This window comes from Novosphingobium sp. NPDC080210, from assembly GCF_050281025.1.
Lineage (GTDB): Bacteria > Pseudomonadota > Alphaproteobacteria > Sphingomonadales > Sphingomonadaceae > Novosphingobium.
Genome location: NZ_JBNNWL010000002.1, coordinates 111,937 through 137,215 on the forward strand (window position 1 = coordinate 111,937; position 25,279 = coordinate 137,215).

Genomic DNA, 25,279 nt, shown 5'->3' on the forward strand with positions numbered 1-25,279 from the left:
GCCTGACTCATGCTCAGCCCCACTGCCGCCCAGGACCGCGCCGCCGCGCTGATCGACTTCGCGCGAGCCGCCGGAGCCGACGCTGCCGATGCGGTCTATTCCGGTTCCTCTTCCGAAAGCGTCGCGGTGCGGCTAGGCAATCTGGAAGACGTTGAGCGTTCCGAAGCGGAGCATCTGGACCTGCGGGTATTCTGCGGGCGCCGCTCAGCCTCGATCGGGTCAAGCGACCTTTCCGACGCCGCGCTGAAGGAACTGGCCGCCCGCGCGGTCGACATGGCCCGCGCCGCGCCGGACGACCAGTATGCCGGGTTGGCTGACCAGGAACTGCTGTTCAAGGGGCCGTTCCCCGAACTGGACGTGGCCGACCCGCGCGAGCTTTCCCCCACCGACCTGCGCGAACGGGCCCTGGCAATCGAGGACGCGGCGCGCGCTGTCCCCGGCGTGACCAATTCCGAAGGCGGCCATGCCAGCCTCTCGGCGCGCAATTTCGCGCTAGTCACCAGCCATGGCTTTGCCGGTTCGTTTGGCGGCACCATGCACGGGGTCAGCGCCACGGCGATTGCGGGCGAGGGCGGCAACATGCAGCGCGACTATGCCTGGCGCATCGCGCACCATCTGGAAGACCTGCCCGCCTTGGAAGAGCTGGGCCGCTTGGCCGGGCAGCGCGCGGTCCGCCGGATGAATCCGGGCCGGGTGAAGAGTGGGCCGATGCCGGTGGTGTTCGATCCGCGCGTCGGCGGTTCGCTGATCTCGCACCTGTGCGGCGCGATCAGCGGCAATGCGATTGCCCGCCGCGCCAGCTTCCTGCTGGGCAAGGAAGACGAACAGATCTTTGCGCCCACGATCTCCATCCATGACGATCCGCTGCGCCAGCGCGGGCTTTCATCCCGGCCCTTCGACGGGGAAGGGCTGGCCACCGCACCGCGCGCCCTGGTTCAGGATGGCCGCCTGACCGGCTGGCTGATGGACAGCGCCGCCGCACGCCAGTTGGGCGCGGCGCCGACGGGTCATGCCGTGCGCGGCGCAGGCGGCTCGCCCGGTGTCGGCACCAGCAACGTCCATCTCGCGGCTGGCGAGGTGAGCCTTGCTGAACTGATCGCGGATATCGAGGAAGGCGTCTTCGTGAACGAATTGATCGGGCACGGCGTCAACGGCGTGACCGGCGACTACAGCCGCGGCGCTTCCGGCTTCAGGATCGTGAAAGGTGAGATTGCGGGGCCAGTGGCCGAATTCACTGTGGCCGGGAACCTGCTCGACATGTTCCGGCAGCTGTCGGTCGCCAACGATCTGGAATGGCACCGCTCGCTCAACGTGCCGACCATCCGGGTCGACGGCATGACGGTGGCCGGAGACTGACCGAAGGGGGAAGTGCCCCCTCCCGCCGCAGGGAGGGGGTAACAGGGTTCAGGCTTCGAGCGACTTCTTGTAACGCTCGATGCAGTCCAGCACGATCTGGCGCGCTTCCTGGGCGTCGCCCCACTTGCCGATGCGGACCCACTTTTCAGCTTCCAGGTCCTTGTAGTGGGTGAAGAAGTGCTCGATCTGCTGCAGCACGATCGAGGGCAGGTCTTTGCGCTCGCCCACGTCGGAATAGTACGGGAAGGTCGAATCGACCGGCACGCAGATCAGCTTTTCATCGCCGCCGTGCTCGTCTTCCAGGTTCAGCACGCCAATCGGGCGAACGCGGACGACGCAGCCCGGGACGAAGGGCGAGCGGGCAATGACCAGCGCGTCCAGCGGATCGCCATCGTCCGACAGGGTGTGCGGGATAAAGCCATAGTTGGCCGGATAGCGCATCGGCGTGTGGAGGATGCGGTCCACGAACAGCGCGCCCGATTCCTTGTCGAACTCGTACTTAACGGGTTCGCCGCCGACCGGCACTTCGATGATGACGTTAAGGCTCTCGGGCGGATTGTCGCCCACGGGGATTTTTTCGATACGCATAGTGGGCGCGCCAATAGCCGCCACATTGTTGCACCGCAACAGCGACCAAGGTCGATTGGCGAATAAATCAGCCCAGTGCGTTGATGACGAAAGCGATGACGCCGATGTTGAAGGCAAATGCCCCCAGGCTGTGAACCAGTGCCAGGTGCCGGATGCGCGGCGAAGTGATCGGCACGTCGGAAGTCTGGAAGGTCATGCCCAGGGTAAAGGCGAAATAGGCGAAGTCGCGATAGTCCGGCGCGCCCGCTCCCGGAAATTCGATCCCGCCATGATGGCTGCGCCCCTCGTCGCAGCCGCAATAATAGAGGTGGGCATAGTGCAAGGCATAGACCGCATTGGCGAAGAGCCAGGCCAGGGCCAGCGTTGCCATCAGCAGGGCCATGGCGTGCGGATTACCCGCCCGCGCCGCCCACAGTTCTCCTGAAATCGCGGCCATGACGACTGCCGCCAAGATCGTTGCGACCAGCAGGATCAGCGTGCGGTTTGCGTCGTTCTCATCCGCATGGCGGCGCATGTCCGTCACGGCGAACCCCTTCATCAGGGGCGCGAGCGAGAGCAGGAACAGCGCGGCGGCCAGATCGAAAGCGATGATCAAGGCGTCCTGCCAACTCGCCGCGGGATAAGCCGCGCGCCACAGCACGAAGCCGCCGATCAGCAGAGTGCCGAACAGGACAAAGCGGGGCGGGGCGATCCGGTTTCCGATCGTTTCCCCCGCCCGCGCCATGGTCTTACTTGCTCCTCTTGGCACCCGGGCGCTTGGGCATCAGCAGCAGGTCAAGCCCGGTCGGGGCCTTGCCCGGTGCCGCGCGTTCCAGCCAGGGGTAGCGCAGGCCATCCTTGTAATCGATCGAGATCGTCTGGAACCGGGTGCCGCGCTGGACCAGCAGTTCCAGCGGGCCGCCGGTCTTGGCCGCAGTGACCGCTTCCTTCAGCGCATCGGCTTCATAGGTGTTGCCGTTGACCGCCAGCACTTTCGCTCCTGAAACCAGACCGGCGTTGAAGGCCGGGCTGTCCCACTGGGTCGACGTGACCTTGCCGTCCTTGTCCACCACGATCCCGATGGAATAGGTCAGGTTCAGGACCTTGGCGTCGGCAAAGCGGGCCTTGTCGTAAGGGTTGGGTTCTTCCTTCCAGGTCAGGCGATAGCCGCCCTTCTCAACCCCGCCCAGCGGCGCGGGCTGGCCCGGCGTGTTGATCCGGGTGTTGATGAACCCGGCCCAGTCATACGGCGCAAGCGCGTTCAGCTTGGTGATGATCTCGTCCACCTCGAAGGTCAGCTGGCCATAGTCGCCATCGTTCATGCCAAAGAACGCCTTGGCGAAATCGTCGATGCTGCGCTTGCCGCCGGTCTTTTCGCGCAGGATCTGGTCGATCTCCAGCCAGATCAACGCGCCTTCGGTGTAATAGTCCTCGTTCCGGGCGAGCGATGCAAAGGGCTTGGGCTTGCGATTGGCAAAGATCGGATCGTGGCCGGTGTCCTCAACCGAGCGCCAGCGGCGTCCCGGCTGGGTGGCAAAGTTGCCCGCCCAACTGGCCAGCATGCCCAGCACCTGGTCCTTGCCCTGAAGCCCGGAACGCGCCGCCAGGACCGTGCCCCAGAACTGGTCCTGCCCCTCATAGGTCCACAGCAAGTCATCCTGCATCGGCTGGCGGTAGTCCGGCGTCCACAGCCGCGCCGGACGGCGATACTTGCCGGACCACGAATGCGCATATTCGTGCGGCAGCAGGTTGCGGTCGAACTCGTACTTGTCCCACTCCAGGAAGGCCCCCGGTTCCAGCTGGTTTTCGCTGGAGCGGTGATGTTCCAGGCCGATGCCGCCCATCCGGTCGGTCAGGGCGAGGAGGAATTCATAACGGTCGAAATGGTTCGCGCCAAAGGCGAGCCGCGCTTCGGTGACGAGGTTGCGGTGCAGTTCGACCTGTTCCGGCTTGGCATTCAGCTGTTCCGGCTTGTCGGCCACGACGTTCAGCGTGACGTTCTGGCCCAGATCCCATTTGCGGAAGTACTTGCCCGCGAAGATCGGCGAATCGACCAGCACCTCATAGCTTGTCTCGCCCCAGGTCAGCTTGTTGCCCTGCTGCTGCACGCCGTTCAGCGCGGCAGCGGCGGTCCAGCCTTCGGGGATCATCACGCTGGGGACGACCTTGATCTGGCGGACATAGTGGCCCGCTGGATAGAGGCTCATCTTCTCCCACTGCAGGTTGAGCATTTCCTGGGTCATGGTGATGCGCCCTTCGGCGCTTTGCAGCGGGCTGGTGTGGATGAACTTGGCTACCACTTCCTTCGCACCCTGCGGCACGTCGACGTGGAAGGCAAAGACTTCGACCGGATCGCGCTTCCAGCTCAGCTTCTGGCCATCGGCAAAGAATTCAAGGTCGACCAGTTCGGCCAGCGGTCCGCGCGGGCTGTGGTTGCCGGGCAGCCACTGCGGCATCAGCACGGTCAGCTTGCCCTTGCCCGGCACGACCGGGATCGTCTGCGTGACGCGGTAAACCCCGCGCGTCACGTCGGTCGCATCGATATCCAGCCGCATGGTTCCGCCCGGATAGGGCGCATCCACGGCGTCCGGCACGTTCTGCGAAAGCGGCACGGCGGCGGGCGTCGAAAGGGTGGAGGAGAAAGCCGGCGCGCCAAGAGCGAGCGCCAGCACGGCGAGAGCAGTCCCTGTCATCTTTTTCATAGGATCAAGGTTGTGACGGCAAGCTGGCGGGGGTGCAAGTTTCGCCTGCCCCTTTTCGACGGAGAGCTAACGCGGTAGGGGCGAGCGCCATGAGCACGCCACAAGCCATCCGCGGAACCCAGGACATCTTCGGCCCCGAAGCCGAGGCCTTTGCGCATGTCGTCGAAACGTTCGAACGGGTGCGCAAGCTGTACCGGTTCCGCCGCGTGGAAATGCCGGTCTTTGAAAAGACCGAAGTGTTCAGCCGCTCGATTGGCGAGACGACCGACGTCGTGTCCAAGGAAATGTACTCCTTCGAGGACCGCGGCGGCGAATCGCTGACCCTGCGCCCGGAATTCACGGCGGGCATCTGCCGCGCCTTCCTGTCCAACGGCTGGCAGCAGCACGCGCCGCTCAAAGTCGGCACCCACGGCCCGCTGTTCCGGTACGAGCGCCCGCAAAAGGGCCGCTATCGCCAGTTCCACCAGCTGGACGCCGAAATCCTGGGCGCGGGCGAGCCGCAGGCCGATGTCGAACTGCTGGTCATGGCCGACCAGCTGCTGAAGGAACTGGGCATTGCCGATGGCGTGACCCTGATGCTCAACACCCTGGGCGATGCGCCCAGCCGCGAAGCCTGGCGCCTTGCCCTGATCGACTATTTCCGGGCCGTGAAGGATGAGCTTTCGGAAGATTCGCAGGACCGGCTGGAGCGCAATCCGCTGCGCATCCTCGACAGCAAGGACTCGCGCGACAAGGTCTTTACCGAGGCTGCGCCGAAGATCGACGATTTCCTCTCGGACGAGGCGCAGGACTTCTTCGCGCGCGTCACCGCTGGCCTCGACGCGGCAGGCGTCGCCTGGACTCGCGCCCCGGCGCTGGTGCGCGGGCTGGACTATTACCGCCACACCGCCTTTGAATTCGTCACCGACCGGCTGGGCGCGCAAGGCACTGTGCTGGGCGGCGGGCGCTATGACGGCCTCATGGAAAGCCTGGGCGGGCCGCACACTCCCGCTGTGGGCTGGGCGGCCGGGATCGAGCGGCTGGCGATGCTGGTTGCCGATGCGGGCGCGGTGAAGGTCGATGCGCTGGACGTGATGCTGGCGATTGAGGACGATGCTGCGATCGCCTTTGGGACCAAGGCGCTCAAGGCGCTGCGCAGCGCCGGAATGTCGGCGGACATGATTGCATCGGGCTCCCCGCGCAAGCGGTTTGACAAGGCTTCGAAGGCTGGCGCGAACATCCTGGTCGGCGTGACCTGCCGCGATGGCAAGGTGGTCTGCAATACCCGTTCGTCGGGCTATTCGCAGGATGCCGTGCGCGTATCGGCCTTGCTGGAATCGCTCGAAGCGTGAGCGTCTCTGACGCCCGTCTTGCCCAGATCGCAGCGCGCTTTTCCGAACTGGAGGCGCGGCTGGCTTCGGGTACGCTGGAGGGGAAGGACTTCGTCGCCGCCAGCCGTGACTTTGCCGAGCTGGAGCCGGTGGCGCGGGTCGCTGGCGAAGTGGCTGCCATGCGCGGCGAGCTGGCCAGCCTGGCCGAGCTAGACGATCCCGAAATGCGCGAACTGGCCGAGGAGGAAATCTCCCGGCTGAAAACGGAACTGCCCGAGGCTGAACACCGGCTGGCCATTGCCATGCTGCCGCGCGATGCGGCGGATTCGCGCTCTGCGATGCTGGAAATCCGCGCCGGGACGGGCGGGGACGAGGCCGCCCTGTTCGCGGCGGACCTGCTGCGGATGTACGAACGCTATGCGGCTGAGCAAGGCTGGCGGATCGAAGTGGTCAGCGCCAATGCCAGCGACATCGGCGGCTTCAAGGAAGTGGTCGCGCAGATCAACGGCAATGGCGTGTTCGCCAAGCTGAAGTTCGAAAGCGGCGTCCACCGGGTCCAGCGTGTGCCGGTTACCGAAAGCGGCGGGCGCATCCACACCAGCGCCGCGACAGTAGCGGTCCTGCCGGAACCTGACGAAGTGGACGTTTCGATCGAGGACAAGGACCTCAAGATCGACGTCTATCGCGCCAGCGGCGCGGGCGGCCAGCACGTCAACACCACCGATTCGGCGGTGCGGATCACTCACTTGCCCACCGGCACGGTTGTCACCTGCCAGGATGGCCGCAGCCAGCACAAGAACAAGGAAAAGGCGATGCAGGTGCTGCGCGCTCGCCTGTTCGAAGCCCAGCGCGAAGCAGCGCAAGGCGAGGAAGCGGCAGCGCGCAAGGCCATGGTCGGCTCGGGCGACCGGTCCGAACGCATCCGCACCTACAACTTCCCGCAAGGGCGCGTGACCGACCACCGCATCAACCTGACCCTGCACCGCCTGCCGGAAATCCTGGAAGGTCCGGGCCTGGGCGAACTGATCGACGCGCTGATCGCCGAGGACCAGGCCAAGCGCCTGGCCGCCCTGGGCGAGTGAGTGCGATTGCCCGGCTTCGACAGGCTCAGCCTGAGCGGGGTCGTTGCGGCGCGGGTTCATTCCCGCTCCGCCTGAGCTTGTCGAAGGCCCGTCCATGACTGCGGGGGAAGCTATCCGCGCAGCGGCGGAGCGGCTGGCGGCGACCAGCGATACCGCGCGGCTCGATGCAGAAGTGCTGATGGCCCATGCTTTTGGCGTGACCCGCTCTGACCTGCTGCTACGCCACATGCGCGATCCGGTGCCCGATAGCTTTGCCGCATTGGTAGAGCGGCGGGCGGCGCATGAACCGGTCGCCTATATTGTCGGCAGCCAGGACTTTTTCGGCCTGACCTTTGCCGTTTCCCCCGCCGTGCTGATTCCGCGAGGGGATAGCGAGGTGCTGGTCGAAGCGGCGCTGGCGGCGCGGCCTGATGCGCGGCGGGTGCTGGACTGCGGAACCGGTTCGGGCGCGCTGCTGCTGGCGGTGCTGTCACACTTGCCTGCTGCCGAGGGAATCGGGATCGACCGCAGCGCGGAGGCCTTGGCCGTGGCGCGGGGCAACGCGGAGAACTTGGGGCTGGGCCACCGGGCCGAGATGCGTCTGGCCGATTGGGACCAGGCGGACTGGGCACTGGCGCTGGGCCAGTTCGATCTTGTTCTCGCCAATCCGCCCTATGTGGAGGAGGCGGCGGAACTGGACCCGTCGGTCCGCGCGCATGAACCGGCAGGTGCCTTGTTTGCTGGGGAGGAAGGGCTGGACGCCTATCGGGTGCTGATCCCGCAATTGCCGCAGCTGCTTACCCCGGGCGGCGCGGCCCTGGTTGAAATTGGCCACACCCAGGCCCCGGCCGTGGCGGCGATTGCCGGGCAGGCCGGATTTGAATCGCGGCTTCACCATGACCTTGGCGGCAGGCCGCGCGTGCTGGAATTGCAGATTCCCCTTGGCAAGGGGAATGGGAGCGCCTAAGTCAGGGACAAGGCCAGCGCTGGACCGCCTTGTTGTCGTGTCCCGCCGGCTGTTTCCAACATTTGCGTTTCGGGCCACGGCCACGGCCTTCCCGCTTGCAGATGTCGGAACCCGGATTGCCATGAGGTGCCCGGGTATAGCGTCATGCGGCCGCACAGTCCGGCGAAGCCAGGCGGGCCGCGCATTAGGGAAACGTACCCCTTGAACAATACTCGTGGGAATAACCGTCGGCGCGGCCGCGGTAATCGCCAGAACGGTGGCGGCGGTCAGCAACTCAACCGGATCGACAGCCGGGCGCGCGGCAATGCCCCGCAACTGCTGGAGAAATACCGCAAGCTGGCGCAGGATGCCCACTTGAACGGCGACCGGGTCCAGGCAGAATACTACCTGCAGTTCGCCGATCACTATTTCCGCGTCATCGCCGATCAGCGCCAGCGCCAGGAAGAGCAGCGCAGCCGCCCGCAGGGTGAGCGCTGGCAGGACGATGGCAGCGAAGGCGACGATTCGGGCGATTTCGCTGGCGCGGGCGATTTCCCCACTTTCGAACAGCCCAGCTTCAGCCGCCCCCCGCGTGAAGAGCGCCCCCGCCGCGAAGAGCGTGAGGAGGCATCCGAGCGGAGCGACGAAGCGCAAGGCGAAGAGGGCAGCGAGAGCAACCCGTTCGAACCGGCCGAGAACCCCTTCGTCCGTGAAAACCGTCCGCGTGGCGGTCTGCGTCCGCGCCGCGAACGCGATGATCGCCGCCCGCGCCGCGAAGAACGCGGCGGCGAGAGCGATGAACCGGCAGGTCTTGATCCGGCTTCGCTCCCGCCTGCAATCTCGGTTGCAAGCGACAGCGATGCTGGTGCTGAGGCCGAAGCGCCCAAGCCGCGCAAGCGTGCCCCGCGCCGCAAGCCTTCTGCCGGCGATGCCGGTGAAGCGCTCGAATCGGTGAGCTGATCTTTCAGGTGATGCACGCGGTGCGGCGGCTTCTGGCCCATCCGCGCAAGCTGGCCATGGCGCTGGGCGCCGTGGCCGCCATGGGATTTGAACCGCTCGGGCTGTGGCCCCTGGCGCTGGCTGCACTGGCTCTCCAGCTGGAACTGATCGGCCGGACGGGCGAAGCGCGCGAGGCGTTCCTGCTTGGCTGGCTGTTCGGCGCGGCCCATTTCATCGTCGGACTGAACTGGATCGTCACCGCCTTTGGCTATCAGGCTGCCATGCCCGCCTGGATGGGCTGGACTGCGGTGACCGGTCTTTCGCTTTACCTTGCTGTCTGGCCGGGCCTTGCCATGCTGGCCGCCTGGTGGATCGCGCGCGGCAACCGCTATGCCCTGGCTCTGGCCATGGCCGGGTGCTGGACCCTGGGCGAGTGGCTGCGCGGCTGGGTCTTCACCGGCTTTCCATGGAACCCGCTCGGCGCGATGACCCTGGTTTCGGAGGCTGACCCGCGCCTTGCCTATCTGGCGAAGGGGCTGGGAACCTATGGCCTGTCCGGGCTGGTCATGCTTCTCGCCGCCGCCTGGATGGTTGCGCTGCATCGCCGCAGGGCGGACTGGCGCGGCGCGGTGCTGGTCCTCGCTCCGCTGGCCCTGTTCCTGATCCCGACCGCGCCCGAACGGCGCGAAGGGACGCTGCCTTACACGCTGGTCCAGCCCGACGCGCGGCAGGAAGACCTGCACGATCCGTCCCGTTTCGAAGCGACCTTCCAGCGCGCGATGCGGCTGAGCCAGGCACGGCAGCCCGGCCAGACGCGGATCGTGCTGTGGCCGGAATCGGCCCTGCCGGACTATCTCCAGCCCGGCTATCCCGCTGGCTGGTATGCCTCGACCACCTATGCCGGCGATCCCTTGCTAGCGCGCGAGCGGATCGGGCGGTTGATCGGACCGGGCAGCTTGCTGATTACCGGGAATGACCGCCTGGAACTCGAAAACGGCCGCGTGGCGGGTGCCCGCGCCGGGATCACCGCGATTGACGGACAGGGCCAGATCCGCGCCACCTATGACAAGGCGCATCTGGTGCCATACGGCGAATATGTCCCGCTGAAATGGCTGCTGGTGCCGCTCGGCATTGACCGGCTGGTGCCGGGTGACATCGAATTCTGGCCGGGTCCCGGACCGCGCACCATCGAGCTGGGCGCCTGGGGGCGGATCGGGATGCAGCTGTGCTATGAAATCATCTTTCCGGGCAAGGTAACCCAGCCCGGCCACCGCCCGGACTTCATCTTCAACCCGTCCAACGATGGCTGGTACGGGGACTGGGGACCGCCGCAGCACCTCGCCCAGGCGCGGCTGCGCGCGATCGAGGAAGGGCTTCCGGTCCTGCGCTCCACCACCACCGGGATCAGTGCCGTGGTCGATGCCGATGGGGTTATTCGCGAATCGATCCCGCTGCGCACGGCCCAGCGTCGCGACGGGCTGGTGCCCCCTGCCGCAGCCCCCACCTGGTTTGCCCGTGCAGGGAACGCGCTATCGCTTGGGTGGGCGATAATTCTTCTTGGGCTAAGTGTTATTGCGCGCCGCCGCCAGCGCGGCTAGAGAAGGTGACATAAAGCTTCCTTTATATGGGGTCTCCATGCGCACCGATTACCTGTTCACTTCCGAAAGCGTCTCCGAAGGGCACCCGGACAAGGTTTCCGACCAGATTTCAGACGCTATCGTCGATCTGTTCCTGGCCAAGGACCCCGAAGCCCGCGTCGCCTGCGAAACGCTGACCACGACGCAGCTGGTCGTGCTGGCCGGTGAAATCCGCTGCAAGGGCGTGTTCGAAAATGGTGAGTGGGCGCCGGGCGCGAAGGAAGAGATTGAGCAGGTCGTGCGCCGCACGGTCCGTGAAATCGGCTACGAACAGGACGGCTTCCACTGGGAGAAGCTGGAATTCATCAACCGTCTGCACGGCCAGTCGGCGGAAATTGCCCAGGGCGTCGATGCCGGGGACAACAAGGACGAAGGCGCGGGCGACCAGGGCATCATGTTCGGCTATGCGACCGATGAAACGCCCGATCTGATGCCCGCCACGCTCTATTACAGCCACAAGATCCTGGAACGCATGGCGGCAGACCGTCATTCCGGTGCGGCCCCCTTCCTGGAGCCCGACGCCAAGAGCCAGGTCACCTTGCGCTATGAAGGCAGCCTGCCAGTGGCCGCGACGGCTGTGGTCGTCTCCACCCAGCACAAGCAGGGCTATTGCCTGACCGGCGAGCATGCCGATCCGGCCAAATATGCCGAGCTGGAAAGCTATGTGAAGCGGGTGGTTTCGGAAGTGATCCCGCCGGTGCTGCTGCGCGACACCAAGTATTACATCAACCCGACGGGTGCCTTTGAAATTGGCGGTCCGGACGGGGATTCGGGCCTGACCGGGCGCAAGATCATCGTTGACACCTATGGCGGCGCGGCCCCCCATGGCGGCGGCGCCTTCAGCGGCAAGGACCCGACCAAGGTCGACCGCTCGGCCGCCTATATCACGCGCTATCTGGCCAAGAACGTGGTCGCCGCAGGTCTGGCGACGCGCTGCACCATCCAGATCGCCTATGCCATCGGCGTGTCCGAACCGCTCTCGCTCTATGTCGATACGCATGACACGGGCACAGTGGCGGAAGACAAGATCGAACAGGCGCTGCTTTCCCTGCCCAAGCTGGGCGGCCTGACCCCGCGCGCGATCCGCACGCACCTGGGCCTGAACAAGCCGATCTATCGCAAGACCGCGGCCTATGGCCACTTCGGGCGCAAGCCGGAAGGGGACCTGTTCCCGTGGGAGCGGCTGGACCTGGTCGACGACCTCAAGGCCGCGCTGGGCTGAACGAAGCTACTACCTTCGTCATTGTTTGGCATTGCTGGCAATGACGAGGGGTAGGGCGCTCAACCGCACTTGGAATAGCCGCAGGGCAGGCACTTGTTGCAGCCTTCCTCGCGGATCATGCCGGGCGTTCCACACTGCGGGCAGCACGGGCCTGATGGCGGGGCACTGTCCGGAGCTGCCGTTGGTTGTTCCAGTTCCAGCGGCAAGTCGATCTGGCCCGGCGCGAACTGGCGCAGGTGGGTTTCGATGATGTCGCCGATGGCTGCCAGGATTGACGGGACATAGCGCCCGTTGGTCCAGGCCCCGCCGCGCGGATCGAATACGGCCTGCAATTCCTCGACCACGAAGTTCAGGTCACCGCCGCGCCGGAAAACGGCGGAAATCATCCGTGTCAGGCCCAGGCTCCAGGCATAGTGGTCCATGTTCTTGGAGTTGATGAAGATCTCGAACGGGCGCAGTTCGCCATCGATCTCGGCATTGTTGATCGTGATGTAGAGCGCATGGGCGCTGCCCGGCCAGCGCAATTTATAGGTCGTGCCGTGCAGCACCGGATCGCGCGGCGGCGGGGCGATGGACTGCGGCGCGGCCTCCGGCACCTTGGGCGCTTCGGTGGAGAGGACCGACCCGGTCACCGCATTGGGGCGATAGGTGGTCATGCCCTTGCAACCCTGGCGATAGCCTTCGCGGTAGACGTCGGAGAAGGCTTCGAAAGTGATGTCCTCCGGGCAGTTGACTGTCTTGGAAATCGAACTGTCGATCAGGCGCTGGGCAGCGGCCTGCATGGCGACATGGTCTGCCGGAGCCAGGGTCTGGGCGCTGACGAACAGGTCTTCGGGCGGCGGGCTGTCACCATTGAGTTCGCGCCAGACGCGCAGCGCGTGGTCGTCCACCTCTTCGAACCGCGCGGTGCCGTCGGGCTGGAGGATGCGGCGGGTGTAGTGATAGGCAAAGACGGGCTCGATCCCGGATGAGACATTCCCTGCGAGCAAAGAGGTCGTGCCGGTTGGCGCGATGGAGGTCAGGCAACCATTGCGCAGGCCATGCCGGGCGATCAGCCCGCGCGTTTCATCGTCGAGCGCGAGCAGGCCAGGCCGGTCCAGAATGGCCGGATCGTAGCAGGGAAACGGCCCCTTCTCCTTCGCCAGCAGGGCCGAAGCGCGGTAGGCAGCACGGCGGATGGCCGCCAGCCATTGCTCCATCCGCTCTACCGCTGCCGGGCTGCCATAGGCCAGCCCGCAGAACAGCAGCGCGTCGGCAAGGCCGGTGATGCCTAGGCCGATCCGCCGCTTGGCCTTGGCCTCGGCCTCCTGCTCGGGCAGCGGGTAACCGGTGATGTCGATCACGTTGTCGAGCAGGCGGATGGCGAGCGTGGTCACCTCTTCCAGTCGCGCCGGATCGATGTCCACGCCGGGCTGGAACGGGCGCTCCACCAATGCCGCCAGGTTGATCGAACCAAGCAGGCAGGCGCCATAGGGCGGAAGCATCTGCTCGCCGCAGGGGTTGGAAGCACTGATCGTCTCGCAATAGGTCAGGTTGTTCGCCTGGTTGACACGGTCGACGAAGATCACCCCCGGTTCGGCATAGTCATAGGTGGCGCGCATCAGCCGGTCCCACAGCTCCTGCGCGGGCAAGGTGCGATAGACTTCGCCGCCAAATTGCAGCGGCCAGTCCGCCCCCGCATCCAGCGCGGCCATGAAGGCATCCGTGACCAGAACCGAAAGGTTGAAATTGCGCAGCCGCGCCGGATCGCGCTTTGCCTCGATGAAGTCCAGAACGTCGGGGTGGTCGATGCGCAGGCAGCCCATCATCGCCCCGCGCCGCGCGCCTGCCGATTGGACCGTGCGGCACATCGCGTCCCAGCAGTCCATGAAGGACAGCGGGCCGGATGCATCCGCGCCCACGCCTTTTACCGCGGCACCCTTGGGCCGGATGGTGGAGAAATCCATGCCGACCCCGCCGCCCTGCTGCATGGTCAGCGCGGCCTCTTTCAGGTGCAGGAAGATGCCGCCCAGATTGTCCGGGACCGTGCCCATCACGAAGCAGTTGAACAGGGTGACCGCGCGGCCGGTGCCCGCCCCGGCCAGAATGCGCCCGGCGGGAATGAAGGTCAGAGTCTCGATCGCTTCGGCAAAGCGCTGTTCCCACACCTTGCGCTGGGCGGGCTTTTCGTTGGCGGCCACGGCCTGGGCCACGCGCGCTGCCGTGGCGGAAAAGTCCGCATCGCCTGAGCTATCCGGTGCGCAAAAACGGTACTTGGCCTCCCAGATTTCCCGGGCAATCGGTACTTCAAGCGGCATGGACACCTCGCGATCTGCGTGATCGGTTTAGGCCCGCGACTCCTCATTGAATTGATAATTATCAACCGTAACCGTTCGTCCCCAACTATTTCCGGTAGTCTGCCGTAACCACTCCCGCTGCGGCCAGTTCCGCTTCGTGCGCTTCTTCGCGCCAATCCTCGGCCAGGGCCTCGGCCTCCCACTGACGCATGGCGGGATGAGCCAGGACATGATCGACCCAGGGCTGCCCCTCGCCAACGTTCAGCCCATAGGTGCGGATGCGGAAAGCAACCGGGGCATAGAACGCGTCGGCTGCGGTAAAGTCAGCACCCGCCAACCATGGACCGCCAAATCGTGCCAGGCCGGTTTCGAACAGTTCGCGCACCCGCTCTACATTGCGGCTCAGGCCCTCGCTCATCGGCTTGGGGGTGACGCGCACGCCGACGTTCATCGTGCAATCGTTGCGCAAATGGCCGAACCCGCCGTGCATTTCACAGACTGCCCCTTGCGCGAAGACGCGGGCCTCTTCCTCTGCGGGCCAGACACCCTCATGCCGCTCCCCCAGGTACAAGGCAATGGCAAGGGAGTCCGCAATCGTCCTGTCGCCATGGATCAGCACCGGCACCTGACCGGTGGGGGAAAATTTGCGGAAGTCCTCGTAATTGTCGGCCTTGGTAAATGGCTCGAACCGCTCCGCGAAGGGAATGCCCAGCGCCTTCATCAGCAGCCAGGGACGCAGCGACCAGCTGGAGTAGTTCCGGTTTGCGGTGATCAGGGTGTAAGTCATCTCTGCACCCTATGACAGCGGCTTAGCGCCGGCAATGGCCGGCTCGGCATGGTCCGGCCAGAGGCTGAGCCGGGGCCGCCTGCCATCGAGGAACAGCGCGGTCAGCATGATCACGCGGCACAATTGTTCGAACTGATCGGGATTGGCCACCACGGTCCCGGTATCCAGTTCCTCGATCGTGCAGCGAAAAATCCACTGGATGAAGCGGTCGATATGGCCCACCCCCCGGTCCACTTGCAGCGGCATCCGGCCCTGCCGCTCGAACCAGCGGCGGAACATGACATAGTGCTTGCGTTCGTCGGCGCGGTGCTTTCCCACCTCGGCAATGAAGGCGTGGTCGTCCGGGCAGTGCAGGCGCACGGCTTCGAGCACGCGGTCAAGCGAGGTGTAGCCGCGATATTCGTTGTAGAGGTAGATCGAGGCCAGCACGTCCAGGTAGCGGGTCCGGAAAGCTGGCCTCAACATCGGTTCTACTCCAGCGTTGCAGTCAGGCCCGAAACGGCTTCGGCAAATTCCTCGCGGAAGTCCTGGACGACCTGGCGGCACGACCGTTCGGCCTCTACCAGGCCAACGCCTTGCCCGACGAAATAGCTAACGAGGTCACGGGCCTGTTCGTTCCCGTTGACCACCGCCTTTTCGATATGGGCAAAGCTGGGTTCTGAAACCATGCCCATCAGCGGCATGGGCAGAGTGCCGGGACCCTGCGGATCGTCCCAGGCTTCATGCCACGCGGTCTTGAGCTGGCGCGCGGGCTTGCCGGTGCGGGCCTTTGAACGGACCGTGTCGCGGCTGCGGGCCTCGATCATCTTCTGGCGGAACGTGGGGCTGGTTTCGGCCTCGGGCGTGCAGAGCCAGACCGACCCGCACCACGCGCCTTGCGCTCCAGCGGCCATCATTGCCGCCATTTGCCCGCCGGTCATGATCCCGCCTGCGGCCAGGACTGGGATGTTGTGCCCGCCAGCCTTCAGCGCGCGGACCACTTCGGGCACCAGCACCAGGGTCGATACCTCGCCGCAGTGCCCGCCCGCTTCGCCGCCCTGGGCGACGATGATATCCACGCCCGCCGCCGCCTGGCGCAGCGCGTGTTCCTTGGCGCCGACCAGCGCCGCAACGGGAATGCCGCGCTTCTTGCCCTCGGCAATCATTTCCGGGGGAGCAATGCCCAGGGCATTGGCGATCAGCTTGATCGGATGGCGAAAGGCCACTTCCATCAGCTTCTGCCCGTTTTCCGGGGTGATCCCGGCCCCTTCGCGGATGCGGGTCTGCTGGTCCGCCGGGATCTGCACGCCGTATTGGCCCAGCAGGTCGGCGGTGAAGCGCTTGTGCTCCTCCGAAATAGCGGCGGCGCGTTCGGCATTGCTGGAAAAGCCCGTGACGCGGGCATCGACCGTTTCCGGCACCAGCACGTCCACGCCATAGGGCGCGCCATCGATATGGGCGTCGATCCAGGCGAGTTCTTCCTCGAACTGTTCAGGGGTATAGGCTGCGGCGCCGAACACGCCAAAGCCGCCCGCCTTGCTCACCGCGACCACGACGTCGCGGCAATGGCTGAAGGCAAACAGCGGAAAGTCGCAGCCGACCATGCGGCACAGGTCATTGTTCATGGTGTCAGCTCCGCGGCAGGGTAACGGGACCACCGATTTCGATGGCTTTCACATAGGCCGGGCGAGCCTTCAGCGCGGCAAGATAGCGGGTGAGGTTCGGACGGCTGGCCAGCAGGTCCAGCGTCTCGGCATGTTCCAGCAGGTATTCCAGATTGATGTCCGCGCCGGTGAAGACCTCGCCGCACAGGAAGCTCTTGCCCTCCAGCTGGCCCTCGATCCAGTCGAGCTGCTTCTTCAGTTCCGCGTCCATGAAACCCAGCGCGGGTTCGGCCAGTCCCAGGCGCGGGCCGAGCAGGCGCATCAGCATGGGCATGCCCAGCGTACCTTCGGCAAAGTGCAGCCATTCCAGGTATTCGGCGCGGCCATCGTCCGGCGGCAGCAGTTTGCCGCCGCCGTGGCGGTCCACGATATATTCGATGATGGCCGAGCTTTCGACCATGACCCGCCCATCGACTTCCACCGCCGGAGCCTTGCCCAGCGGATGGACGTCATAGAGCGAAGGGGGGGCGCGAAAGTCCGCGCCGCGGGTGTGCTGGACCAGCTCATAGGGCAGGCCCAGCTCTTCCATCAGCCAGATGATCCGTGTTGAGCGCGATATCTTCAAATGGTGCACACGGATCGTCATCTGGCCTGTCTCCCTATGTTATATAATGGGCTGTCGTCCTGGCCTTGACCTCGTCCGCAGAAACGCCCGGGGCCAGTTCGATCAGCTTGAAGGGCGAAGTGTGGTCCGGCCGTTGGAAAACCGCAAGGTCCGTTATGACCATGTCGACCACGTTGCGGCCCGTCAGCGGCAGGGTGCATTGGGGGATGAACTTGGGGCTGCCGTCCTTGGCGCAGTGTTCCATTACCACGATGATCTTCTTCACCCCGGCGACCAGGTCCATGGCGCCGCCCATGCCCTTGATCATCTTGCCCGGGACCATCCAGTTGGCGATGTCCCCCGTTTCGGACACTTCCATGCCCCCCAGCACGGTCAGGTCGATCTTGCCGCCGCGGATCATGGCGAAGGACTGCGCGCTGTCGAAATAGGCCGAATGCGGCAGCTGGCTGATCGTCTGCTTGCCGGCATTGATCAGGTCAGCGTCGATTTCGTCCTCGGTCGGGAAGGGGCCGATGCCCAGCATTCCGTTTTCGGATTGCAGGGTTACGGTCATCCCGGCAGGGACGTGATTGGCCACCAGGGTCGGAATCCCGATCCCCAGGTTGACGTAGTAACCGTCGCGCAGTTCCTGCGCGGCGCGGGCGGCCATCTGGTCGCGGCTCCAGCCCTGGGCAATGTTATCGTGCTTGGTCATCAGCCGACATCCGTGGTGCGAGTGGTGCGGAATTCGATCTTCTTGTCATAGGGGCTGCCATCGATGATGCGGTGGACATAGACCCCGGGCAGGTGGATCGCATCGGCGTCAAGCTCGCCCGGCTGGACAATCTCTTCCACCTCGACCACGCAGACCTTGCCGCAGGTCGCGGCGGGGACGTTGAAATTGCGCGCGGTCTTGCGGAACACGACGTTGCCGGTGGTGTCCGCCTTCCATGCCTTGACGAGGGCGAGGTCGGCGAAAATGCCTTCTTCCAGGATATATTCCTGGCCGCCAAAGACCTTCGATTCCTTGCCTTCGGCCACCAGGGTGCCGACCCCGGTCTTGGTGTAGAAGCCGGGAATGCCGGCCCCGCCAGCGCGCATCCGCTCGGCCAGGGTGCCCTGCGGGCAGAATTCGACTTCCAGTTCGCCCGAAAGGTACTGGCGTTCGAATTCCTTGTTCTCGCCCACATAGCTGGCGATCATCTTCTTCACTTGCCGCGTGCGCAGCAGCTTGCCGATGCCTTCGTTGTCGATCCCGGCATTGTTGGAGGCAAAGGTCAGGTCCTTCACGCCGGAATCGCGCACCGCGTCGAGCAGCCGTTCCGGAATGCCGCACAGGCCAAAGCCGCCACAGGCAATCAGCAAGCCGTCTTTCAGCAGCCCATCAAGAGCGCTGGCGGCATCGGGGTAAATCTTCTGCGCCATGGTTCCTCCCACTAGTCGAAACAGGACCTAGCCTTGTTCATCTATCCCGACTAATGATTGTTTCTTTCCTGAACCGATAAGCAACTCTTATGCGTAAGTTGGCCATCTATCACCTGGAAACCCTGCTGTGGATCGCGCGGCTGGGTACGTTCCGGGCGGCGGCGGAGCGGCTTAACACCACGCAGCCCGCGATTTCAGCCCGGGTGCGGGAGATCGAAAGCCAGCTCGGCGTTGAAATCTTCCGCCGCGAAGGGCGCGGCGTGGTGCTCACGGCGCGCGGACGGCAACTGGTCCAGGATTGCGAACCATTGCTGGCGGGTTTTGAGCGCGCCCTGATGCAGGCCGGCGACTATGCCGGGGCGACCGGCGTGGTCCGGCTGGGCGCGGGAGAGATTGCCGCCTCCAGTGTGCTGCCCGGATTCGTGGGCGAAGTGGCGGGCGACTTGCCCGGCGTGACGCTGGAAATCGAACTCGACCTGACGGCCCGGATGCTTCAGCAATTGCTGGCGGGGACTCGCGACATGGTGTTTCTGGCCGGGCCGGTGGCCAGCCCGGGCGTTCGGGCGCAGCCCATCGGGGCGGTTTCTTTGCGCTGGCTGGCTTCGCCGCAGGTGGTTGCTGGGGGCGGATTTGCAGAGCCCTTGCCGGTCTGGTCCGTCGGCGCCCATTCGCCGATCCACCGCGTTTTGCAGGACACATTGGCGGGCGGATTGCCATGCCGCTCCGTCAACATCTGCAACAACGTCCAGACGATGATCGGGATCGTCGCCGCAGGCGCAGGGGCAGGCCTGTTCCCAGCAACCATGGTCCGCGCGGCAATGGCGGACGGACGCTTGGTCGAGGTCCTGCCGTCCCCGGCTCAGACGATTCCGTTCGAAGCGGCTATCCGCGCAGGAGAGCAGGACCCCTTGATCCTGGAACTGTTCCGCCGTGCGGGCGGCCTGGAAATTAGCTGAGCAGGTCGATCCCCAGCACGCCGGACAGGTCGGCCAGTGCCTGTTCGCCGCTGGTGACCTTGATCGCGTGCATTCCCAGCTGTGCTGCCGGCTTGCAGTTGATGCCCAGGTCATCAAGGTAGATGCACTGCGCCGGTTGCAGCCCCAGGTGGTCGCACATCATCAAGTAGATGCGCGGATCGGGCTTGCGCACTCCGGCCTTGGAACTTTCGATCACATGCTCAAACCGGGCGAAGACCTGCTCATAGGCGTCGCGCTTGTCTCCGCTGCGGGCCATGCCCGCGCCGTGTCCGGCCGGTACGTTGTTGGTGATGCAGGCTAGGCGGTATCCGGCCCCGGTCAGGGTATCGAGCGCGCTGACCATGGCCGGACGGATCGAGCCGGACAGGACCGCCAGAACCGATGCGCCATCCAGGGCATGGCCCAGCGCTTCCGCTTCGGCGGCGAACAGCGCGTCGAATCGCGCGGCGTCGATCTCGGCCCGTTCGAACAGGGCCCAGGCATTGCTGTCGGGATTGGTGGCATTGACCTTGCGGACGAAATCCTGCGGCAGGCCGCGTTCCGCTTCGAGCCGGTTGAACGCCTCGAACGGAGAGGCGGTAATAACCCCGCCGAAATCGAAAATAACCGCCTTGTAATCCGCCTGAGCCACGCCTCTTCCCTTTCCAATTGTTGCCACGGCACTGGCCTATCGCCGCATTCTTGGCAAGGTAGACTGCAATTGATGCAGGTCATGTTTTAACGTGGTAGGATGAGATAGGGGTTTACACGAAAGGGAGAAGATTGATGCGCTCCATTCTTGTACAGGGCGGCCGCGATACGGCCATGACCGCACGGCTCGATACGGCGCTGGACCTGGCCCGGGCCCATGAAAGCCACATTACCGTTGCCATCGACACGCCGATCGACAGCTTCGTGACGGTCGACCCCTACGGCGGCACCTATGTCGCGCGCGAGGCGCTGGATGCTGCGCTTGCGGCGGACGATGCGCTGGCCGATGCCTTTGCCGGGCGGCTTGAGAATGACGACGTTCCGTTCGACATCGTCCAGTTTGAAACCCAGCCGCTGGAAGCGATGATCGCGGCGGCGCGGCTGGCGGATCTCGCCATCGTCTCGCGCACCTGCGGCTATGCCGGTGATCTGGCGATTGACGCGAAGTGCCCGGTCCTGGTCCTGCCCTCGGACAAGCGAATCGGCTTTCCGCTGAAAAGCGCCTGCATTGCCTGGGACGGCAGCGACGAGGCAGCCATGGCTCTGCGCAGTTCCACGCGCCTTCTGTGGGGCTGCCCGGAAGTCCACGTGCTGACCGTGCTGACCGAGAAGCCGCTGGGCTTCCCGCCGACCGACGCGCTGCGCTATCTCTCGCGGCATGACATCAAGGCTGAACTCCACGAACTGGAAAAGGCCGGTTCGATTGAGCAGACGCTGGCCGGGGCGGTCTCCAGCCTGGGCGGCGAATTGCTGGTGATGGGCGCATTTGGCCACAGCCGTCTGCGCGAATTCATGTTCGGCGGGGTGTCGCGTTATTTCCTTGAACTGGAAAATGGCCCCGCCCTGCTGATGGCGCACTGAACCCGCGCCAAAGCGAAAGAGCCGATTTTCCGGATGCCGCAGCGCCATTGTGCACTGCGGCATTCGTATGCGTGGGCCCTGTCCCAAAGTGCAGGTTCGGACCAAAGGTGATTAGGGAAACGCCCGTATTTCTTGAAATTTTGCGCCAAAGTGAATGACTGTTGCATATTTTGCAACGTGAAATGATCTTTTCGCACTTGCACAAAAGCGCCTGATCGACCACTTAGAGCCTGCCTTTCAGGCATCCTCTCCCAAAACTTCCCAAGGCCGGGTCGGAAACGACCCGGCTTTTTTTTATCCGGATTTTGGGCGCGGGACCCCCTTGTCGGATGGCAGGCGCGCACCGGTTTGAAATTGCCGCAACCAGTTCCTAGCTGTGACGTTCATAGCAGGATGGGACTTTCATGGCCGACATTTCCACCATTCCCTCGGTAAGGCTGCAGGTTGCCGCCGCCCGCCAGGAAGAAAGCGGCAACGGTTTTGCCCGGTTGCCGCGCAGCGCGCTGTCCGCCCTTGGCGTGACCGAAGGCGACGTGATCGAGATCGAGGGCAAGCGCTCCACCACCGCGCGCGTCATGGCTGCCTATGCCGAGGACGAAGGGCTGGAAGTGATCCGGCTCGACGGTCTGCAGCGCGGCAATGCCGAAGCCGGTTCGGGCGATCACGTTCAGGTGCGCAAGGCGGAAAGCCGGCCCGCGCAGCGCGTGGTCTTTGCCCCGGCGCAAAAGGAAATGCGCCTGCAAGGGCCGGGACAAGCGCTCAAGCGCAATTTCTTTGGCCGCGCCCTGGTCGCGGGCGACATCGTGGCCACGGCCGGCCAGCAGCAAGTCCGCGACATGCCGCCCGAAGTGGCGCGGATGTTCAACGTGCCCGCCTTTGCGCTTACCCAGATCCGCCTGACCGTGGTTTCGACCGCGCCGAAGGGGATCGTGCACATCGACGAGAGCACCGAAGTCGAACTGCGCGAGGAATTCGAGGAAGCCCGCGCCGGTCGCGGTGATGTCAATTACGACGACGTCGGCGGCATGGGCGACACGATCCGCCAATTGCGCGAGATGGTGGAACTGCCGCTGCGCTATCCCGAACTGTTCACCCGCTTGGGCGTCGATCCGCCCAAGGGCGTGCTGCTCCACGGGCCGCCGGGAACGGGCAAGACCCGCTTGGCGCGCGCCGTGGCGAATGAAAGCGACGCAAGCTTCTTTGCCATCAATGGCCCGGAAATCATGGGTTCGGCCTATGGCGAAAGCGAAAAGCGCTTGCGCGACGTGTTCGAGGAAGCGGCCAAGTCCGCCCCCTCCATCGTCTTCATCGACGAGATCGATTCGATCGCACCCAAGCGTTCCGGCACTCCGGGCGAGGCGGAAAAGCGGCTTGTGGCGCAGTTGCTGACCCTGATGGACGGGCTGCACAGCGGCTCCAACATCGTGGTCATTGCGGCCACCAACCGCCCCGACGCGCTGGACGAGGCGCTGCGCCGTCCGGGCCGGTTCGACCGTGAAATCGTGATCGGCGTGCCGGACGAAAGCGGCCGGCGCGAGATCCTGGGCATCCACACCCGGGGGATGCCGCTGGCCGATGGCGTGAACCTGGACGAACTGGCGCGCACCACGCACGGCTTCGTCGGCGCGGATATCAGCGCCCTGTCGCGCGAGGCGGCGATGGATGCGGTGCGTCGGATCATGCCGCAGCTCGATCTTGAAGCGCAGACGATCCCGCCCGAAGTGCTGGAAAATCTGAACGTCACGCGCGAGGATTTCCTCTCCGCGCTGAAGCGGGTCCAGCCTTCCGCCATGCGCGAAGTCATGGTCGAAGTGCCCAACATCGGCTGGGCCGACATTGGCGGGGCAGACGATGCGCAGGACTTGCTGAAGGAAGGGATCGAACTGCCGCTGAAGAACCCGGATGCCTTCCGGCGCCTCGGTATTCGTCCCGCCCAGGGCTTTCTGCTCTATGGCCCGCCGGGCACCGGCAAGACCCTGTTGGCCAAGGCCGTAGCAAAGGAGAGCGAGGCGAACTTCATTTCGATCAAGTCGTCCGATCTCCTTTCCAAATGGTACGGCGAAAGCGAACAGCAGATCAGCCGGCTGTTCGCCCGCGCCCGGCAGGTTGCACCTTGCGTGATCTTCATTGACGAGATCGACAGCCTCGTTCCTGCTCGCGGTTCGGGATCAAACGAGCCGCAGGTGACGGCCCGGGTGGTCAACACCATGCTGGCGGAAATGGACGGTATGGAAGAGCTGTCTTCGGTCGTCGTGATCGGGGCAACCAACCGGCCGGGGCTGGTCGATCCGGCACTGCTGCGTCCGGGGCGGCTGGATGAGCTGGTCTATGTCGGCACCCCCGATGCCGCCGGGCGCGAGCATATCTTGAAGATCCACACCCGCAACATGCCGCTGGCCGATGACGTCGACCTGCGCGGCATCGCTGACGAGGCGGAGCGCTTCACCGGGGCGGACCTGGAAGACCTGACCCGCCGCGCCGGGATGATCGCGATCCGCGCCCGCGGGGCCCAGGTGGACCAGGTGACCGGGCAGGACTTCCGCGAAGCCCTGGCCGATTCCCGCGCCACGGTGACGCCGGAAATGGAGGCCGAATACCTCAAGATGAAAGGCGAGCTGAAAAAGCGCGCCGCCGCGATCAATCCCAATCCGGTGGGCTTCCTCGCCCCTGGAATGGTCAATCCGACGCGGGAGAGGAAGCACGGTTAGGGGTGCTCTCCATTGAGTGAATCGCAATCCAGGGCAGTTTAGGCGGCCCTGGATTGCTTCGTCGCTACGCTCCTCGCAATGACGAGGTGCGGGAATGGAGTGCCCCAAACGCCGGTCCCCCTGAGCTTGTCGAAGGGTGTGTTGGCCGACCCGGCTTCGACAAGCTCAGCCTGAGCGGAGCGCGGGAAGCGGTTCTGCCTGCCTTTCGTTCCTTTGCCCCGCGGGCACATTGCCAAGTTTCGCGCAGAGAACGCAGAGAGCGCAGAGGCGCGAATTCTCTGCGTCCCCTGCGTCCCCTGCGCTCTCTGCGCGGATTCCTTTAATCCGTTCGTCTTGAGGAGGCGGTGAAGCCGCAGGCTGAAGCGCCGTCTCGCGTGCCTGCTGCGACAGAGAACCCTTTGCGTCCTTTGCGCCTTTGCGTGAACTATCCCTGGCTTCGACGAGCTCAGCCTGAGCGGAGTGAGTGAGTGCGCCTCCTAACCCCGCTCACCCTGAGCTTGTCGAAGGGTGTGTTGGCCGACCCGGCTTCGACAGACTCAGCCTGAGCGGTGGTTTATAAAGGGGCCGTGTTACTTTACGCCTGATCGCACAGCGCGTGGGGCATGTTTTCCCGCAGCCATTCCAGCATGGCTTCGCGCATGGCCGGGCGCAGACGGGCGAGGGCGGTCGGTCCCGCCGCGCTCATCACCAGTTTCAGCTCGACCGAGCCGACCTGGACTTCTGCTACTTGCAGCGATCCGGTGCGCTTGTCCCAGTCCGGATTGGCGGCCAGCAGCGCTTCGTAGGCTTCGCGCATGGGCTGGATCGGATGGCCGGGCTTGATCGGCAGGACGACCGAACCGTTGATGCCGCCGCCCGCGCGGGTCCAGTTCTGAAAGCTGCCGTCCAGGAATTTGGCCGTAGGGACAATTACGCGGCGCTCGTCCGCCGTGCGGATCACGACGTAGCTGAGGCGAATGTCCTCGACCCGGCCATTCTCCCCTTCGACCACGACATAGTCGCCAATGCGAATCGGCTCGGTAATCGCGATCTGGATTCCGGCGATCAGCGATTTGAGCGCGGGCTGAGCCGCGACGCCAAAGGCCAGCGAGATGACCCCGGCAGAAGCGAGCAGCGTGGTCCCGATGCTGCGTACCGCCGGAATTCCGAACAGCACCAGGGCAACGGTGATGAAGACGATCACGAACCCCGCAGTGCGCGAAAAGATCGCGATGCGGGTGCGGCGGCTGCGCGCGGCCATTTCGTCCTCGTAGGTCGCCGTGCGTGCCTCCAGCGCTGCGGCGAAGGCCTTGACCAGGGTGAACAGCACCCACCCGAACAGCGCCGGTTCAACAAAGCGTCCGGCGATGTGCCAGGCCTTCGCGATCAGCGCATTGCCCTCTGCGGCAACCGAAATCGCCACGGCGACCATCAGGAACAGCACCGGGCGGCGGAGCCTCGCAAAGACCAGATCGTCCACTTCGGAAGCGGAAAACCGCGTCGCGCGGTTCGCAACGGCGAAGATGACGAAATGCAGCGCAATCGCCACGCCGACAGCAATGCCGCCGTGGATAGCCGCGCGGGTCAGGGCGGCGGACCAGTCGATTACCGTTTCGGCGGCGGGCAGGGCGGCGCTGATGGTCATGGCC

The 25,279-nt window shown here is 64.9% G+C and carries 22 protein-coding genes; 10 read left to right on the top strand and 12 right to left on the bottom strand.

Features of this window, described 5'->3' with window-relative positions:
• Positions 1-9 precede the first annotated feature (9 nt).
• Positions 10-1,356 (top strand): TldD/PmbA family protein, encoded by a 1,347-nt coding sequence (locus tag ACQKOE_RS06430; protein ID WP_427512045.1) that lies wholly within the window; start codon positions 10-12, stop codon positions 1,354-1,356.
• 48 nt (positions 1,357-1,404) lie between these two features.
• On the opposite strand, the gene ppa is transcribed toward ACQKOE_RS06430, so the two are convergent.
• The 3 genes from ppa to ACQKOE_RS06445 form a co-directional block, all read right to left on the bottom strand.
• On the bottom strand, positions 1,405-1,944 hold the full coding sequence (gene ppa / locus ACQKOE_RS06435; protein WP_374589459.1) for an inorganic diphosphatase: 540 nt from the start codon (positions 1,942-1,944) through the stop codon (positions 1,405-1,407).
• Positions 1,945-2,011: 67 nt separating this feature from the next.
• Positions 2,012-2,668 (bottom strand): DUF1345 domain-containing protein, encoded by a 657-nt coding sequence (locus tag ACQKOE_RS06440; protein ID WP_427512046.1) that lies wholly within the window; start codon positions 2,666-2,668, stop codon positions 2,012-2,014.
• A gap of 4 nt (positions 2,669-2,672) precedes the next feature.
• Complete coding sequence (locus tag ACQKOE_RS06445; RefSeq protein ID WP_427512047.1) at positions 2,673-4,625, bottom strand: M61 family metallopeptidase; 1,953 nt, start codon at positions 4,623-4,625, stop codon at positions 2,673-2,675.
• A gap of 89 nt (positions 4,626-4,714) precedes the next feature.
• On the opposite strand from ACQKOE_RS06445, the gene hisS reads away from it, so the two are divergent.
• The 6 genes from hisS to metK all read left to right on the top strand — a co-directional run bounded on the left by hisS (position 4,715) and on the right by metK (position 11,740).
• The gene (gene hisS, locus ACQKOE_RS06450; protein WP_427512048.1) at positions 4,715-5,956 is read left to right on the top strand and encodes a histidine--tRNA ligase; all 1,242 of its coding nucleotides are present in this window, start codon (positions 4,715-4,717) and stop codon (positions 5,954-5,956) included.
• Positions 5,953-7,017: a peptide chain release factor 1 gene (gene prfA, locus ACQKOE_RS06455; RefSeq protein WP_427512049.1), complete on the top strand. Its 1,065-nt coding sequence runs from the start codon at positions 5,953-5,955 to the stop codon at positions 7,015-7,017. Before hisS ends, prfA begins: the two co-directional genes overlap by 4 nt.
• A gap of 94 nt (positions 7,018-7,111) precedes the next feature.
• The gene (prmC, locus tag ACQKOE_RS06460; RefSeq protein ID WP_427512050.1) at positions 7,112-7,963 is read left to right on the top strand and encodes a peptide chain release factor N(5)-glutamine methyltransferase; all 852 of its coding nucleotides are present in this window, start codon (positions 7,112-7,114) and stop codon (positions 7,961-7,963) included.
• 201 nt (positions 7,964-8,164) lie between these two features.
• Positions 8,165-8,902 carry a DUF4167 domain-containing protein gene (locus tag ACQKOE_RS06465; protein ID WP_427512051.1) on the top strand — a complete coding sequence of 246 codons (738 nt, stop codon included), beginning with the start codon at positions 8,165-8,167 and terminating at the stop codon, positions 8,900-8,902.
• Positions 8,903-8,913: 11 nt separating this feature from the next.
• On the top strand, positions 8,914-10,479 hold the full coding sequence (lnt, locus tag ACQKOE_RS06470; RefSeq protein ID WP_427512479.1) for an apolipoprotein N-acyltransferase: 1,566 nt from the start codon (positions 8,914-8,916) through the stop codon (positions 10,477-10,479).
• A gap of 37 nt (positions 10,480-10,516) precedes the next feature.
• Positions 10,517-11,740: a methionine adenosyltransferase gene (metK, locus tag ACQKOE_RS06475; RefSeq protein ID WP_427512052.1), complete on the top strand. Its 1,224-nt coding sequence runs from the start codon at positions 10,517-10,519 to the stop codon at positions 11,738-11,740.
• Positions 11,741-11,799: 59 nt separating this feature from the next.
• Here the strand turns inward: metK and ACQKOE_RS06480 are convergent, their stop codons facing one another.
• The 7 genes from ACQKOE_RS06480 to ACQKOE_RS06510 all read right to left on the bottom strand — a co-directional run bounded on the left by ACQKOE_RS06480 (position 11,800) and on the right by ACQKOE_RS06510 (position 18,415).
• Positions 11,800-14,037 (bottom strand): adenosylcobalamin-dependent ribonucleoside-diphosphate reductase, encoded by a 2,238-nt coding sequence (locus tag ACQKOE_RS06480; protein ID WP_427512053.1) that lies wholly within the window; start codon positions 14,035-14,037, stop codon positions 11,800-11,802.
• Positions 14,038-14,122: 85 nt separating this feature from the next.
• The gene (locus ACQKOE_RS06485) at positions 14,123-14,803 is read right to left on the bottom strand and encodes a glutathione S-transferase family protein (RefSeq protein WP_427512054.1); all 681 of its coding nucleotides are present in this window, start codon (positions 14,801-14,803) and stop codon (positions 14,123-14,125) included.
• 9 nt (positions 14,804-14,812) lie between these two features.
• Positions 14,813-15,268, bottom strand: coding sequence for a hypothetical protein (locus ACQKOE_RS06490; RefSeq protein ID WP_427512055.1), 456 nt, complete (start codon positions 15,266-15,268; stop codon positions 14,813-14,815).
• Positions 15,269-15,273: 5 nt separating this feature from the next.
• Positions 15,274-16,407 carry an NAD(P)H-dependent flavin oxidoreductase gene (locus tag ACQKOE_RS06495; protein ID WP_374589448.1) on the bottom strand — a complete coding sequence of 378 codons (1,134 nt, stop codon included), beginning with the start codon at positions 16,405-16,407 and terminating at the stop codon, positions 15,274-15,276.
• A gap of 4 nt (positions 16,408-16,411) precedes the next feature.
• The gene (locus tag ACQKOE_RS06500; protein ID WP_427512056.1) at positions 16,412-17,032 is read right to left on the bottom strand and encodes a glutathione S-transferase family protein; all 621 of its coding nucleotides are present in this window, start codon (positions 17,030-17,032) and stop codon (positions 16,412-16,414) included.
• A 13-nt stretch (positions 17,033-17,045) separates the two neighbouring features.
• On the bottom strand, positions 17,046-17,705 hold the full coding sequence (locus ACQKOE_RS06505) for a CoA transferase subunit B (protein WP_374589446.1): 660 nt from the start codon (positions 17,703-17,705) through the stop codon (positions 17,046-17,048).
• Positions 17,705-18,415, bottom strand: coding sequence for a CoA transferase subunit A (locus ACQKOE_RS06510; protein ID WP_374589445.1), 711 nt, complete (start codon positions 18,413-18,415; stop codon positions 17,705-17,707). The genes ACQKOE_RS06505 and ACQKOE_RS06510 overlap by 1 nt, the downstream gene beginning before the upstream one ends.
• An 89-nt stretch (positions 18,416-18,504) precedes the next feature.
• Between ACQKOE_RS06510 and ACQKOE_RS06515 the strand changes: the two genes are divergently transcribed.
• Positions 18,505-19,371 carry a LysR family transcriptional regulator gene (locus ACQKOE_RS06515; protein ID WP_427512057.1) on the top strand — a complete coding sequence of 289 codons (867 nt, stop codon included), beginning with the start codon at positions 18,505-18,507 and terminating at the stop codon, positions 19,369-19,371.
• Here ACQKOE_RS06515 and ACQKOE_RS06520 read toward each other — a convergent pair.
• Positions 19,364-20,023: an HAD-IA family hydrolase gene (locus ACQKOE_RS06520; protein WP_427512058.1), complete on the bottom strand. Its 660-nt coding sequence runs from the start codon at positions 20,021-20,023 to the stop codon at positions 19,364-19,366. The genes ACQKOE_RS06515 and ACQKOE_RS06520 overlap by 8 nt on opposite strands.
• A gap of 134 nt (positions 20,024-20,157) precedes the next feature.
• Here ACQKOE_RS06520 and ACQKOE_RS06525 point away from each other — a divergent pair, with 134 nt between their 5' ends.
• Positions 20,158-20,943 carry a universal stress protein gene (locus tag ACQKOE_RS06525; RefSeq protein WP_427512059.1) on the top strand — a complete coding sequence of 262 codons (786 nt, stop codon included), beginning with the start codon at positions 20,158-20,160 and terminating at the stop codon, positions 20,941-20,943.
• Between the two features lie 404 nt (positions 20,944-21,347).
• Complete coding sequence (locus ACQKOE_RS06530; RefSeq protein WP_427512060.1) at positions 21,348-23,651, top strand: CDC48 family AAA ATPase; 2,304 nt, start codon at positions 21,348-21,350, stop codon at positions 23,649-23,651.
• Between the two features lie 574 nt (positions 23,652-24,225).
• Here ACQKOE_RS06530 and ACQKOE_RS06535 read toward each other — a convergent pair.
• Positions 24,226-25,275: a mechanosensitive ion channel family protein gene (locus ACQKOE_RS06535; protein WP_427512061.1), complete on the bottom strand. Its 1,050-nt coding sequence runs from the start codon at positions 25,273-25,275 to the stop codon at positions 24,226-24,228.
• Positions 25,276-25,279: the final 4 nt, after the last annotated feature.